14 protein-coding genes are annotated in these 13,941 nt (G+C 41.0%); 10 read left to right on the top strand and 4 right to left on the bottom strand.

Annotated features, from left to right (window positions below; all coding sequences use genetic code 11):
* Positions 1-106 precede the first annotated feature (106 nt).
* The gene (thrB, locus tag EHQ64_RS15950; protein WP_135650858.1) at positions 107-1,090 is read left to right on the top strand and encodes a homoserine kinase; all 984 of its coding nucleotides are present in this window, start codon (positions 107-109) and stop codon (positions 1,088-1,090) included.
* On the opposite strand, the gene EHQ64_RS15945 is transcribed toward thrB, so the two are convergent.
* A complete protein-coding gene (locus tag EHQ64_RS15945) occupies positions 1,087-1,731 on the bottom strand; it encodes a hypothetical protein (protein ID WP_135650797.1) in 645 nt (214 codons plus the stop codon). The genes thrB and EHQ64_RS15945 overlap by 4 nt on opposite strands.
* Positions 1,732-1,734: 3 nt before the next feature.
* Positions 1,735-2,052, bottom strand: a complete 318-nt coding sequence (locus EHQ64_RS15940) for a hypothetical protein (protein WP_135650796.1) — start codon at positions 2,050-2,052, stop codon at positions 1,735-1,737.
* Between the two features lie 315 nt (positions 2,053-2,367).
* Here EHQ64_RS15940 and EHQ64_RS15935 point away from each other — a divergent pair, with 315 nt between their 5' ends.
* The 9 genes from EHQ64_RS15935 to serB all read left to right on the top strand — a co-directional run bounded on the left by EHQ64_RS15935 (position 2,368) and on the right by serB (position 10,693).
* Entirely contained in the window at positions 2,368-3,435 is a 1,068-nt protein-coding gene (locus tag EHQ64_RS15935) for a DsbA family protein (protein WP_135650795.1), read from the top strand.
* Between the two features lie 29 nt (positions 3,436-3,464).
* On the top strand, positions 3,465-4,445 hold the full coding sequence (locus EHQ64_RS15930; RefSeq protein WP_135650794.1) for a malate dehydrogenase: 981 nt from the start codon (positions 3,465-3,467) through the stop codon (positions 4,443-4,445).
* Between the two features lie 17 nt (positions 4,446-4,462).
* Positions 4,463-5,602: an aminotransferase class I/II-fold pyridoxal phosphate-dependent enzyme gene (locus EHQ64_RS15925; protein ID WP_135650793.1), complete on the top strand. Its 1,140-nt coding sequence runs from the start codon at positions 4,463-4,465 to the stop codon at positions 5,600-5,602.
* A 1-nt stretch (position 5,603) separates the two neighbouring features.
* Complete coding sequence (gene bioD, locus EHQ64_RS15920) at positions 5,604-6,269, top strand: dethiobiotin synthase (RefSeq protein WP_135650792.1); 666 nt, start codon at positions 5,604-5,606, stop codon at positions 6,267-6,269.
* Complete coding sequence (bioA, locus tag EHQ64_RS15915) at positions 6,266-7,570, top strand: adenosylmethionine--8-amino-7-oxononanoate transaminase (protein ID WP_135650791.1); 1,305 nt, start codon at positions 6,266-6,268, stop codon at positions 7,568-7,570. Before bioD ends, bioA begins: the two co-directional genes overlap by 4 nt.
* Before the next feature lie 70 nt (positions 7,571-7,640).
* Positions 7,641-8,735 (top strand): biotin synthase BioB, encoded by a 1,095-nt coding sequence (gene bioB, locus EHQ64_RS15910; protein WP_135650790.1) that lies wholly within the window; start codon positions 7,641-7,643, stop codon positions 8,733-8,735.
* 146 nt (positions 8,736-8,881) lie between these two features.
* Positions 8,882-9,055, top strand: a complete 174-nt coding sequence (locus tag EHQ64_RS20265) for a hypothetical protein (protein WP_008591702.1) — start codon at positions 8,882-8,884, stop codon at positions 9,053-9,055.
* A 22-nt stretch (positions 9,056-9,077) separates the two neighbouring features.
* On the top strand, positions 9,078-9,821 hold the full coding sequence (locus tag EHQ64_RS15905) for a GDSL-type esterase/lipase family protein (RefSeq protein ID WP_135650789.1): 744 nt from the start codon (positions 9,078-9,080) through the stop codon (positions 9,819-9,821).
* Positions 9,822-9,913: 92 nt separating this feature from the next.
* Positions 9,914-10,693, top strand: a complete 780-nt coding sequence (serB, locus tag EHQ64_RS15900) for a phosphoserine phosphatase SerB (protein WP_246048804.1) — start codon at positions 9,914-9,916, stop codon at positions 10,691-10,693.
* Positions 10,694-10,695: 2 nt separating this feature from the next.
* Here serB and mutS read toward each other — a convergent pair whose 3' ends face one another.
* Together mutS and EHQ64_RS15890 are read right to left on the bottom strand one after the other, a co-directional pair.
* Complete coding sequence (gene mutS, locus EHQ64_RS15895) at positions 10,696-13,254, bottom strand: DNA mismatch repair protein MutS (protein ID WP_135650787.1); 2,559 nt, start codon at positions 13,252-13,254, stop codon at positions 10,696-10,698.
* The gene (locus tag EHQ64_RS15890; protein ID WP_135650786.1) at positions 13,223-13,885 is read right to left on the bottom strand and encodes a phosphoribosylanthranilate isomerase; all 663 of its coding nucleotides are present in this window, start codon (positions 13,883-13,885) and stop codon (positions 13,223-13,225) included. Before EHQ64_RS15890 ends, mutS begins: the two co-directional genes overlap by 32 nt.
* Positions 13,886-13,941: the final 56 nt, after the last annotated feature.

Genomic DNA, 13,941 nt, shown 5'->3' with positions numbered 1-13,941 from the left:
GAACTCGCAAATCAGATTTCTTTTCCTTTCTGGAGAATTTCGAAAAGCAAATGACGATCGGGGCTAAGACCAAAAAATGGCAGAAAATTCGGCCTTGGCTTTTCCAATGAACGCTCAAAAATACAAATTCCAAATCAAGGTACCGGGAACCTCTGCTAACCTAGGTTCCGGTTTTGATCTATTGGGATTGGCGTTCCAAATCTATAATGAATTTACTTTCGAGTTCGGAAAGTCTTCTAAATTCGAAAGAAAGATCAAAGGTCCTGCAGCTCCTGTTTTTACCGATGAAGAGGATCTAGTCTTACAATCCTATAAAACGTATTTTTCAGTATTTGTTTCTAACCAAGTGAATACAAATCTTCCGCCATCTCCGATCCCTTATTCTGTTACTATGGAACTCGGGCTTCCTTTAAAAGGTGGATTGGGATCTAGCGCAAGTGCAGTGGTCGCAGGATTTGCAGCCGCGAGGTTTGCGCAAGGTGTGTTTTTTCCAAATACAAAACTTCCGAGTGAGGCAGAGTTTTTATACCAACTTGCTTTGCTGGAAGGTCATCCGGATAATACAACTCCCGCATATCTGGGTGGATTTGTTTTCTCCTACTTTGCAGAAGAGAAGCTCTATTATTTTAAGAGAAAGTTTCCAAAGAACATTCATTGTTTTTTTCTGATCCCGGATCTTGAAATTGCGACCAATCATTCTCGCAAAGCTCTTCCTGAAAAATATCCTGTGTCCGAACTTATTTTTAATATGAGTCGTATGGCAACTTGGTGGGAGTTTTTAGATTCTGGAGAACCTGGACTTCTGCAAAGAGCATTAGAAGATAAGATCCATACACCTTACAGGATGAATGCTGAATTTCCCCTTCTACCTCTTGTAAAAGAAATAGAGAAGTTATCAATAGGTGTTTCACTTTCCGGTAGCGGGCCTGCGGTTGTGGTTTATACGAGAAGAAAGGATTCTAAAAGATTAGAAAAGAAGCTTGGAGAACTTGTTCAAAAGTTCTCCAAAGATTCCGGAATTTCTTGTAAATTTTTGAGGCTCTCTCCAGATACGAACGGAGCAAGGATCTCGTCTAGGAAAATATCTTAATCTTCTTCCGAAGATCTTTCCTTTCCGAAAGAATAGAGTCCTTTTTTATCTCTAGAACTTGTGGAAAGTCCTGGATGGATCTTTTGAACGGAAAAAGTAAATCTCATTCTTTCCTTACCTAACTTATTCACGAAGAAGTTGGAAGTAAGACCTATCTCGAAGTATTGGGTCATACGATCCTTAATGATCTTATCAGAGATCCTAAAAGACGCGGTTTGGCCGATGATCTCATGGCTTTCTAATTTCTCGGAAGATTCCATTTTCGCAAAATGTTGCATGCGAGGAGGTTTCATGATGGCAGGGCCGGAACGGTTGATTAGAATATCATAATCTTCCGAATCTTTTCCCTTCTTTAAAATAAATACTATATGATCGTCTTGGATAGACTTACAGAGGGTAGGGATATCTCCATATACCTGACCCACGGAGAATCTGTAAGTTCGAGTACTTTCCGGAACTACGATCTCAAAAGTATCACCTTCGTCCGGAGGATCTAATTGTCCTGGACGAGTTTTTGCTGCATAAGGACGCAATACTTCCCAATAGAAAAAGAAGCCCATACCTGAAACTGCAATTAGAGTCAGGACACCTAAGGCTAGATCCAGCTTGGGTGAAAATACAAGAGCTAATACTAAGCCCAAGTTTTAACCTTTTAAATCTATCTTTCCGCGGCCGGTTTTTGCCTCGGGAGAAGAGCTGAATCTGGAACTAACGATCATTGACAAAAGGTCCTTCATTTGTTCCGGACTGATTACTTGGCTCATTCTTTCTTCCGCTGATACCGGACTAGGTTTCATTACCAATTCATCGGCTTTTTTTTGATTTTTCAGTTGTATTCCACCGAATTCGTTTCCCTTGATTTCCAAGGTATCTCCGATCGGTTCTAATTCGGGTTTTATTTCTCTCTGTACCGGAGACCAAGTCGCCGGATACTGTCCCGAATGTATCCCGTTTACGTTCATAAACCTAAACCTCCGTTTTCAGGTCTATCATTCCTACCGTCCGAGGGGGATTTCGGTAGTTCCTTTGAAACCTTCTCCTGATAAAACCCCCTCGGGTTGGATGGAAGGATTCCCTATTATTTTCTATCGGAAATCCGTTAGCTTGCTTAATTTTTTTTCGAAATAATTCTCATATAAGAGGGTGTTTCTTAGATTTTTTTGGCATGTATTTTGGCCCATTTTCCTCTATTTAATCCTCCGAATTATTCGTTTGCCTCCCATACTCGGCTTTCTAAATTGGCAGCTAGGGGAAAGTTTTTCCCCTGGAAAGGTATTATGTCTGAAGAAACTTCTTCCTCCCTCCTGGATCGGGTTTTCGGTCCAAAATTCAAGGCAGCTGTTCCTTGGGTCTTCTTAGGTTATTTTTTACTAACTCTCTACCCGATCGTTAAGTTCTTTATTCCGGAACATTATATGCGTCTAGGTACTTTCAGCATCTATACTTTGGATGATGTAAAAAAAGAGAATCCTTCCGCGTATCGCAAATATCTTCAGGAGAATAATCAGCAAGTATATCGTTTATTCTCCCAACTTGCTTCTACAGTGATCTTGAAAAAAGAAGCTGCTAAGAAAGGTGTTCCTGTTGAAGAGCTGACCAAGTTCGGAAAAAATTATGAGCCTGCTCAAGAAGAGATCATTGCTGCTTATAATCAATTCAAAGAAGAACCAGGTCTGAAGGGTAAGCCATTCGCTGCAGTCCAAAACGAGATCGTAAAATATTTAAAAGCGGTCCAAGCTGATAGAGAAAGACAAGGTCTTTACCAAAGATTAAGAGAAGAATATAATACTGAAATTATGGCTCCGGAACTTCCGCCTCCTACGAGAGTAGCGATAGAGCCGAGTGAAAATCCTACAATCGGGCCGGCTGACGCAAAAGTTACGATCGTAGAATTCTCAGATTTCGAATGTCCATATTGTGCGATGAGCCAGCAAACTACGACTGCTCTACGTGAACAATATAAGGATAAGATCAAATGGGTCTTTAGGGATTTTCCTATGGACTTCCATAGGAACGCAATGTTCGCTCATATCGCGGCAAATTGTTCTATTCCTCAGGGAAAATACTGGCAATACAATAGTCTTCTATTCCAAAATGGAAGAAAATTAGAAAAACAGAATGTGATCAATCTCGCAAGACAGGTCGGCTTAGAGATGAACTCATTCAACCAATGTATCGCTCAGGAAGAAAAGATCAAAAGTGAGATCGAGTCGGACATGCAAGCAGGTCAAAGTTACGGTGTGAATGGAACGCCTGCATTCTTCATCAACGGTATTCTAGTGGAAGGCAATATGCCGATCCAAAATTTCACAAAGATCATCGACGAAGAGCTAAAAAATAACTAAGCTCACGTTTTAAAAGTTAGGAGTTTCAAATGGCAAAAACAGTTAAGGTAGCAGTTACGGGTGCCGCAGGGCAGATCGGTTATTCATTATTATTCAGAATCGCATCCGGGCAGATGTTTGGAGCGGATACTCCGGTAGAGATCCAAATGTTGGAACTTGAGGCCGCTCTTCCTGCAGCAAAAGGTGTGATCATGGAATTGGAAGACTGCGCCTTTCCTCTTTTGCAAAAGGTTACGGTTTCTGCCGATCTAGACACCGCTTTTAAAGATATTAACTGGGCTCTTCTTGTTGGATCCGTTCCTAGAAAAGCCGGAATGGAAAGAAGTGACCTTCTTAAGATTAACGGTGGTATTTTCGTAAATCAAGGAAAAGCAATCGAGAAGAATGCTTCTTCAGATGTGAGAGTTCTGGTTGTAGGAAACCCTTGTAATACAAACTGTTTGATCGCTATGAATAACGCAAAAGGTGTTCCAACCGATCGTTGGTTTGCAATGACCAAATTGGATGAGAACCGTGCTAAATCTCAACTTGCGATCAAGTCCGGTAATTTAGTAAAAGACGTAACCAACGTTGCGATCTGGGGAAACCACTCTTCTACCCAATACCCTGATTTTTATAATGCTAAGATCGGCGGCAATATTGCAACCGACGTGATCAAAGACCATGACTGGTTAAAAGGTGATTTCATTAAGAATGTTCAGCAACGTGGAGCTGAGATCATCAAGGCTCGCGGAGCTTCTTCTGCTGCTTCTGCTGCTAACGGAGTCGTGGATACAGTTCGCCAGATCATCACTCCTACACCTGCGGGAGATTGGTTCAGCGTAGCTGTTACTTCCGACGGTTCTTACGGAGCAGATAAGGGATTAATTTTCGGATATCCTGTGAAGTCTGACGGGAACAAGGTTGAGATCATTAAAGGGTTAGAATTGAACGACTTTGCAAAAGAAAAGTTCAATATCACTCATGACGAACTTAAATCTGAAAGAGACGAAGTAAAAGGGATGTTATAATCCCTTTCGGAAATCTTGTGCGGGAAACTCCATCTACGAAACTTCCTTTTTTTTCGGAGCTTCCTGCCTTCTTTTCCAGGTTAGAATCTCAGAATAGGATCCGGACCTTGGATCCTCCTTCTGGTCTGGACTTTTGTTCCAACGATTATCTCGGGCTTTCTTCCCATCCAAAATTAATAGAATCCTTGAAACAAGGGATCGATCTTTATGGTGCAGGCTCCGGTGCGAGCAGACTTGTTAGAGGTCATAGAACCGTTTTCGAAGAGCTGGAAGTTCTATTTTCTGACTGGGTGCAAGCGGAAGATTCTTTATTCTTTGCGAATGGATATGCCGCTAATCTAGGATCCATTTCCTGTATCGCAGATCCCTCCTATATTTTATTCTGTGACAGAAAGAATCATGCTTCCTTAATGGATGGGGTCCGTCTTTCCGGAGGAAAGAAGGTTTATTATAAACATTCGGATCTAAATGATCTAGAACAGTTACTCCAGAAATATTCAGGCTCCAAAAACAAGATGATAGTAACTGAAACCGTTTTCAGTATGGACGGCGATAAAACGGATCTTGCAGGATTATTATATCTGAAGGAAAAATACGGAGCTCTTTTGTATTTGGATGAGGCTCATGCAATCGGCCTTTTCGGTAAAGACGGGGCAGGTATTTCTTTAGAAGAGAATATTTCAGAACCTTCTAATATAGATTTCAGAATGTCCACTTTAGGCAAAGCGTTAGGACTAGAAGGTGCTTTGATCTCTACTTCCAAGGATGCTCGGAAATATTTACTTCATTCTGCTAGAACATTCGTTTTTTCTACTGCTCCTATGCCCGCGATCGCGTATGCGGGAATTACTTCCGTTCATATGGTGAAAGGAATGGAGGCGGAAAGAAGAAGGCTCCAGGAAAATTCAGATTTTTTCCGTTCTTCCTTGCAGTCTTTCGGAAAAGACACAGGCAATTCTTCTTCTCAGATCGTTCCGATCCTGTTGGAGTCGGAAGCGAATGCTTTAGAACTTTCTTCTAAATTGAATAGTCATGGTTTTCAAGCGAAGGCAATCCGTCCTCCAACGGTGGATATTTCTCGGATCCGTGTTTCCTTAAATTCCAAGATTACTAAAGAAGAGCTGGAAAAATTCATCCAAGTGGTCCGGGAGAATTAGTTTGTCCATATTTATCACCGGAACAAATACGGATGTAGGCAAAACTTTCTTCTGCTCTCTTTTGATGGCGAAGTACGCAGAAGAGTTCGGCCTTAAATATTTAAAGCCGATCCAGACCGGAACAGATTCGGATCGAGTGAAGATCATGAATCTTACAGGTTTGAACGAATCTTATTTTTTAAAGAATTATTATACGTTTCAGATCCCTGCGTCTCCTCATCTTGCTTCCGAATTGGAAAACACAGTGGTTGATACGGATGAACTTTCTAGACATTTATTCAGTATTAAAGATGCTAAAATTTTAGTGGAAGGAGCTGGTGGGGTCTATGTTCCTCTGACCCGCTATTATTTTACAGCAGATTTAGTGGAGCAGGCAAAACTTCCTGTGGTTCTTGTCGCTTCTACGGAACTTGGGACGATCAATCATACATTATTATCTATAGAGGCCCTAAAGAAGAGAGACATTAAACTTTTAGGAGTTTATTTTGTAGGACCTGAAAATCCTCTTCGATCTGATAATATCAGAACGATCATAGAGGCTGCAGAAGTTGGGCTTCTTGGAACGTTTTTGATGCCGGAAAGAAAGTTGTCTAGAAAAGAATTCTTAGATAAAGTTGCAAAAGAATTTGATCCGGATAGGATCCTTGTGGACATACTTTTCCCTTGATCTGGCATCCTTATACAGTCCAACTAGATTCCGATCCTCCTTTAAAGATCGTTTCCGCTAAAGGCGAATTCTTATACGACGATACCGGCAAAGAATATATAGACGCGATCTCATCTTGGTGGGTGAGCATCCACGGTCATAATCATCCCAAACTTGTTTCTGCGGTGAAGGAACAATTGGAATCCTTGGACCATGTGTTACTTGCAGGTTTTACCCATCCTCCCGCATTGGAACTTGCTCATGAACTTCTAGAATTCACTGATTGGAATTTTAGAAAGGTAGTATTTTCGGATAACGGTTCTACCGCATTAGAGATCATGTTAAAGATCGCTCTTCAATATTTCCGAAATCAAGGGAGGGAAAAAAAGAAGGTTTTCATCAACTTCTCCTATTCCTATCATGGGGACACGATCGGAGCAATGAGTGTAGGAGGAGATTCTGTATTCAACCGGGTCTTCCAAAGCCTTCTTTTTTCGACTAAAAATTTTCCTTCTCCAGCCTGCCATGATTGTCCCGTTTCTAAATCCCCTCATTCCTGTGCGGAAGATTGTTTGGATGAGTTGGAAGCATACTTATCTGCTCATTCTGAAGAAGTTGTTGGTGTAGTTTTAGAGCCAATGATCGCCGGAGCAGGTGGAATGTTATTCCATAAACCTTCCGTTCTTACTAGGCTCAGAGAGATCACGAGACGTTATGATGTGCTTCTTCTTTTGGATGAGGTATTTACTGGATTTGGAAGGACCGGTACAAACTTTGCTTACCAGCAAGCAGGGATAGAACCGGATATGGTTGCTCTTGCTAAAGGACTAACCGCGGGGATCTTACCTTTGGCAGTGACTTTGGTTCGAGAAGAGATCTATAAGGAATTTTTATCTCCTGAACCTATAAAAGCATTCTATCATGGTCACACAATGACAGGATATCCTCCCGGTTGTGCAGCTGCTCTTGCATCTTTGAGAGTATTCAAAGAAGAAAATAGACTCTCGGATGTGAAACGTTTGGAGTCTTGGTTGGAAGAAGGTTGGGCAAAAATCAGAGCAGAGTTCCCAACGAAGATCAGAAACACCAGGGTATTGGGTTCCGTTGGAGTGGGAGAAGTTTTCACAGGAAAATTAAGCCCAGGATATGTGAATCCTTTTGCAAGAGAATTCAGAAGGATCTGCCAGGAGAGAGGAGTGATCTTAAGACCTCTCGGAAATGTGATTTATATCACACCTCCTTATAATATTTCTAAGTCTTCTTTGGATAAGGTATTTAATGCTGTTCGTGAAGGTCTCTCTGCATACAAGATTGAGAGTTAGAGAACAGGTGTTTATTCCTTAAAAATTATAGATTGCCAAGGAAAACTAGGCCTTGGAATCTATCAGCAGAATGAAACTTAGTCTAGAAACTCCGTCCGTAACCGAAGAAAAAATCTTTTCAGAGGTTCCAAGTATCATCGATCGGGAGGAAACTTACGCGATCCTAAACGGAGATATACCTTTAACAGAAGCTTTGGACAAGGCTTATAAGGTTCGGGAAAAATACTTCGGTAAGACTGTTCGGATCCATGTTTTAGATAATATTAAGAATGGGCATTGCCCGGAAGATTGTGGCTACTGTGCCCAAAGAAAAAATGCGGGCTCCGGAGTTCAGGAATATTCCATGAAATCTCCAGAGGAGATTTTTCAGGACGCTGTACAGGCAAAGGAAAATGGGGCATACAGATTCTGTATGGTCACTGCTGGGACCGGTCCAAATTTATTCGCCACAGAAAAGCTCGCTCTTACGATCGAAAAGATCAGCAAAGACCTCGGTCTAAAGGTTTGTCTCTCCGCCGGGTTATTGGACCAAGAAAAAGCGGAACGTTTGAAGGCGGCGGGCCTAGACAGATATAATCATAATCTAAATACTTCCAAATCCCATTACCCTGAAATTTGTGACACTCATACTTACGAACAAAGGGTAGAGACAATCACCCATCTTATGAAAGCCGGAGTTGGAATGTGTTCAGGTGTTATCGTAGGAATGGGAGAATCCCTTTGGGATCTAACCGATGTTATCTATGAGATCAAAAATCTGAAGGTAATTTCTATTCCAGTAAACTTCTTCATACCTGTAGCTGGGCATGCGATCAAAAATCCAAAGGCCCTCAGTCCTGAATTTTGTTTAAGAACTCTAATTGCATTTAGATTGGTGAATCCTGACTCAGAAGTCCGTATTGCAGCAGGGCGTGAAGGGCATTTAAGAGGACTGCAAGGAATGGCTTTATACGCCGCCAATTCCTTGTTTGCTAGCGGCTACCTGAACGTAAAAGGTTCAGACGCAGCAGATACGATCCGAACAATTTTGGACGCGGGATTTTATCCTGAATTTTCTTCCGGATTAGGAGAAGAGATCGACTGGGAATCTGCTCTAGGTGAAGGACATCCTTACGCACCGGAAAATTTCCCGGAACTTTACAAATATCGGAAAATCGTGAAATAGTTTTTTTGAATTGCGAATCAAAATCGTATAGCATTTTCAGCGTCAATATGGGAAGATTCCCAGGCTCGGTGTTTTCCAAGATTAATTCCGGAATGGATTGAAACTCTAGTAGGGGAGAAAATCCTGGATATAACGGAGATTGTCGGATGAAATATAAAATAGAGATCAATAAACTAAAAAACGGCTATATTGAAGCCAAATTGATCGATACTGTTTCCAACAACCCCATAGAGTTTCGAATTTGCGATACTGAGGAGTATTTACAGGCTCAGATCGCTGATTGGCATAAACGCTTTCACATGAAAGAATCCGAAAACTGAGAACTTGGGAGAAACTGGTAGAATGAAAGTTTTAGGGATTTGTGTTTTTCTTCTTTCCCTAATCTCTTGTTCTATCTTCCAACCAAAAACCGTATTTGATTATTACCATCCTGACTTTCACTGTGTAGACAAAATGGGTCTTAGAGACTCAGAATTCTGGGACTTCTACAGTGAAAAATACAAAGAAGCAGTTACTAATTATTCTAAAGAGAATGATAAATTAAAAAAAGCGAATATTGTATTCGTAGGGAATAGTTTAGTCTCTTCTTTTCCTCCGGAGATCCTGACTTCCGAATTTCCGGGTGCAGTCAATCGGGGAATCCCGGGAGATATGGCCGAGATGTTACTTGGTCGCTTGGATTCTACTGTCTTAAATCTGAAACCTTCTACAATCGTTTTAGAGATCGGGGGAAATGATATCCGAGACGGCAAATGCCTGGATTATCTGGAAAACCAACATAGACAGATCATTCAAAAGATCCGCACTTCTTTACCGAATACCAGAATTTTGATTTTAGGGATCCCGCCAGTTTTGAGCAAAAACATTAACTCAGTATCTCCTGTAGTAAACGCTTGGTGGGCAAGGATCGCTCAGGAGAACCAGAATATGTTATTTCTGGATATCTGGCCTGAATTTAGAAGAAAAGAGATCCCGTTTATCAAAGAAGAATTGGCTTTTGTTTTCGAAGGAAAGCAGGACCCGATCCATGTGAACAAAGAAGCCTATATCATTTGGGCCAGAAAAATTAAATCCTACTTAAGATAACCCGAGTGATCCTATTTTTTTCTCCCAAGAAGGATTCCGATCCTTTAACTTTATCCACTCTTCTCTCCGACCGATTCAAGAAACCTGTTTTTATAGAAAGAAAGAACGAAATTTCTAAAGAGTATGTATGCGATGTTTGGAAAACGGATATCCTACCTAGAACCGAACTCGTATATCTCAGAAAAGAATTACAAAACGAAAGAAAGATCGATCTTATTCAAATAGAGTCCTTTTTAGAAAAAGAACCGTTATTCTGTTTCGATATGGATTCTACTTTGATCCAAGAGGAAGTCATAGACGAACTTGCAAGATATGCTGGAGTTTATGAAGAAGTCGCTCATGTCACAAAAGAAGCGATGGAAGGAAATTTAAACTTTCAAGAGGCTCTTCAAAAAAGATGCTCTTATCTAAAGGATCTTCCTGTTGCAGTATTCGATGAATTGTATTTTAAACTTCATCCAAACCACGGAGTTCCACAATTATTTGCGGGTCTGAAACAAAAGAACGCTAAGACAGCGATATTCAGCGGCGGGTTTACGGATATATTAGAAAGATTTAAACAGGAATATTCTATAGACGAGGTCCGGGCGAATTATCTGGATCGTGCAGATGAAAAACTTTTGGGTACAGTTTCCGGGACAGTTGTGGATAAATTTATCAAAAGAGATTCATTATTAGACTTACGCTCCAGATTCGGTATTCCCAAATCGAATATAGTCGCAGTAGGGGACGGGGCAAACGACCAATTGATGTTGGAAGCCGCTGGGATCGGGATCGGATTTCATGCAAAAGAAGGATTAAAATCCAATATTTCCAACTGGATAGATTTTGCTTCTATGGATGTTCTTCTGTATTTGTTTTCAGAGAACTAAAATTAGCCTCTTTGGCTGATCCTTTTTTTCCAATCATCCAAAAGTCTTAATGCTTCCATCGGAGTCATAGAATCGATCGGAAGATCCGTAATTTCCTTTTTGAAGTCCTGCCAGAACTGATTATCTCCATTCGATGAGCTCAAGTCTTGGAATAGGGAAGGCTCTCTTGTTTGGATCCGGATCTCTTTTTTCCTGGATTCCATATCTACTAAGATCTCCGAGGCTCTCTTGACGACTGGATCCGGAACTCCGGCAAGTTGGGCTACATAGATACCGAAGGATTTTTTGGCTTTTCCTGGTTTAACTTTTCTTAGGAAAATTACCTTATCATCTTTCTCTACAGTTTCCATATGAAGGTTCCAAACTCCAGGAAGCCTAGAAAGTTCTGTAAGCTCGTGATAATGAGTGGCAAAGACAGTTTTTGGCCTTGGGAACATTTCGGATAAGGATTCTAAGATCGCCCATGCGATACTCATTCCGTCATATGTAGAAGTTCCTCTACCTACCTCATCAAATAGCAACAATGACTGGGAAGTGCAGTTTTTGAGGATATTCGCGGTCTCTTTCATCTCCACGTAGAATGTGGATTCTCCCGCATTCAAATTATCTCCCGCTCCGATCCGAGTGAATAGTTTATCTAAGATCGGGAGTTTTGCAGCTTCTGCGGCAACACTTCCTCCGATCTGGAATAGGATCTGATTGATCGCGATCTGACGCATGAATGTGGATTTACCCGCCATATTCGGACCTGTAAGAATTGCGATTGAATTCTCTTTTCCATCCAAACCCACATCATTCGGAGTAAATTTCGCACCTACTGGAAGGCTTGCTTCTACCACAGGGTGTCTGGAAGACTTCATCTCCAAGGAAGAATCTTCACTCAGTTCTGGTCGGATCCAACCGAATCTTTCTTCCGCTTTTAGAAGAGAAAGTTGGAAGTCCAGATCTCCAAACTCTTCGGAAACGATAAGTAGGTCGGAAGAATATTCTATGACCACTTGGATCATTTTTTCGAATTCAGATCTTTCTACCTTTTGGATGATCTCATCCGCTTCTAAAATCGTTCTTTCTATTTCTTCCAATCTAGCTGTGGTAAATCTTTCGGAAGTGACAAGTGTTTGTTTTTTGAGATATTCTTTAGGAGCCTGTTCTGCCTGGACTCTAGAGATCTCGATAAAGTATCCTACGATCTTATTGTATTTGATCTTGAGAGTAGATAGGCCTGTTTTTTTCTTCTCTTCCGTTTCTAATTCTAAGATCCAATCCGTGCCCTTGGAACCTGCTTCTCTCGCACGATCTAAATTTTTATCGAATCCGTCCTTTAGGAATTTACCATTTCCTAATATAACGGGTAATTCTTCCGTATGGATCCTATCTTCTATATATTTTTTTAAGGAATCCAGCTTGTCCGGTTTAGAGATTGGGTATCCTAAAGGAGAGAGAAGTTGTATGAGTGCATCCAATGTTTCTATCGAAACTAGGATGGTTTTAAAATCTCTAGGATAAGCCTTATTTCCTCTAAATCTTGCAAGGATCCGTTCCAGATCTCCTAAATCTTTTAGAGCCTGAGTTAAATGTACAAGAGGGATCTTTTTGATGATATCTTGTTTTTCCCATCTGGATCTTAAGATTGCCGGATCTGTTTCTGGAAACAGGATCCTTTGTTTTAGAACCCTTTTCCCTTTTGCAGTACTACAAAAGTTTAATACGGAGAAGAGGGTATGTCCTCTGTCGTCTTTTTCGTTCTCTATGAGTTCTAGATTCAGAATGGTTTCTCTGTCCATCTCCAGATAAGAACCTGTTTGTAAGATCCTTGGCTCTCTTAGAGTGAGAGTTCCATCCCTATAATTTTCTCTGATATAATATTCTAAACTTTTTGTGACTAGTTGGAATGGGTCTCCTGAACTATCCGAACCTATCTTGTCCTGATTAAGAACAGTGAGTTCCCTTTCCGAAAAATTCTGCCAGCCACGTATCCTTTCCAAATCAGAGGAAAATACGCAGATCTCGCTCGGTTTAAATTTTACAAATTCGGATTCTAATACATGGAGTCTTGTGATCGGAACTGCAAAATGTAAAACCTCTCCTGTGGATACATCCGCCATTCCTACAAAGATTAAGGCTGCCTTAGGTACTAGTACACAAAGATAATTGTTTTGGAATCCGGAGAGTAAATGTTCCTCGATCACAGTTCCAGGAGTGATGATACGTACCACATCCCTGGTCATCAGCTTGGTGTTCCCGTCTTCCGGCCTGGATTGTTCACATACCGCTATCTTTTTGCCTGCGGAAAGAAGTTTAGAAATATAACCGTCCTTACTATGGAATGGGATCCCGCACATCGGGACTGAGTTTTGTCTTTTAGTAAGAGCGATGTCTAAGATTGCGGACGCAATTTTTGCATCTTCTAAAAACATCTCATAGAAATCTCCCATTCTAAAGAATAGAATGGAATCTGGGAACTTAGCCTTGATCTCCAGATACTGGCGCATCATCGGAGTGTCCAAGGCTTCCGTTAGGTCGGGAGAATTAATTTCCGTTGTAAGAGAATCTTTTTGCATTTCTAATAAAATTCCGAATGAGTTCCTGGTCCTTTATTCCGGGAGAAGACTCCACTCCACTTGCTACATCCACTCCATAAGCTCCTGTCTGAGAAAGAGCCTTGGCCACATTCTCCGGATGTAAACCTCCTGCGAGTAGGTAAGGCCTTTTTACTTCTGAGACTTGTTCCCAAGGAAAACTTTCTCCTGTTCCACCGCCTGCCGCAGAATTGTAACTATCTAATATTAATAATTCGGAATCCAGGAAATGTAGGGATTCATCGTTTACATTCCCTCTTACTCTATAAGATAAGATCCTAGAGTCTCTAGTTTGATAAAGCGGAGAAGATTCTCCAGGAGCCAAAGAGTCATCGCTAACGTATTGGACATAGTCGTGATGCAAATTTTTTAGGATGGGCTCAATATAATGGGTTGAAGATTTATAAAAAAGGAATACGATTTTCGGACGTAAAAATTCCGGAACGGAAGTATATAAATAAGTAATGAGAATTTCAGCTTCTTTAGGTGAGACAAGTCTTGGGCTTGTGGAAACAAAATTGAGCCCCACGAAATCGGCTCCTTCTTCCACACAGATCTTTAGATCGTCTACTTTGCGTATGCCGCAGATTTTTACTTTCGGGGTTTTGGACATGCAGTTTTATTTCCGGAAAATCCTTCTCGAGGGCTTTTACGACTCGAAATATTTCC

The sequence above is a fragment of the Leptospira sarikeiensis genome, assembly GCF_004769615.1.
In the GTDB taxonomy this organism is placed as follows: Bacteria; Spirochaetota; Leptospiria; order Leptospirales; family Leptospiraceae; genus Leptospira_B; species Leptospira_B sarikeiensis.
The sequence above is the reverse complement of the archived record's forward strand: the minus strand, read 5'-3'. Positions and strand labels throughout refer to the sequence as shown.

Excerpts from the sequence above, each read along its gene's own strand:
- EHQ64_RS15890 (WP_135650786.1), bottom strand. The coding sequence starts at position 13,885 with ATGTCCAAAACCCCGAAAGTAAAAATCTGCGGCATACGCAAAGTAGAC.
- EHQ64_RS15930 (WP_135650794.1), top strand. The coding sequence starts at position 3,465 with ATGGCAAAAACAGTTAAGGTAGCAGTTACGGGTGCCGCAGGGCAGATC.
- EHQ64_RS15935 (WP_135650795.1), top strand. The coding sequence starts at position 2,368 with ATGTCTGAAGAAACTTCTTCCTCCCTCCTGGATCGGGTTTTCGGTCCA.
- mutS (WP_135650787.1), bottom strand. The coding sequence starts at position 13,254 with ATGCAAAAAGATTCTCTTACAACGGAAATTAATTCTCCCGACCTAACG.
- EHQ64_RS20265 (WP_008591702.1), top strand. The coding sequence starts at position 8,882 with ATGAAATATAAAATAGAGATCAATAAACTAAAAAACGGCTATATTGAA.
- EHQ64_RS15940 (WP_135650796.1), bottom strand. The coding sequence starts at position 2,052 with ATGAACGTAAACGGGATACATTCGGGACAGTATCCGGCGACTTGGTCT.
- bioB (WP_135650790.1), top strand. The coding sequence starts at position 7,641 with ATGAAACTTAGTCTAGAAACTCCGTCCGTAACCGAAGAAAAAATCTTT.
- EHQ64_RS15905 (WP_135650789.1), top strand. The coding sequence starts at position 9,078 with ATGAAAGTTTTAGGGATTTGTGTTTTTCTTCTTTCCCTAATCTCTTGT.
- thrB (WP_135650858.1), top strand. The coding sequence starts at position 107 with ATGAACGCTCAAAAATACAAATTCCAAATCAAGGTACCGGGAACCTCT.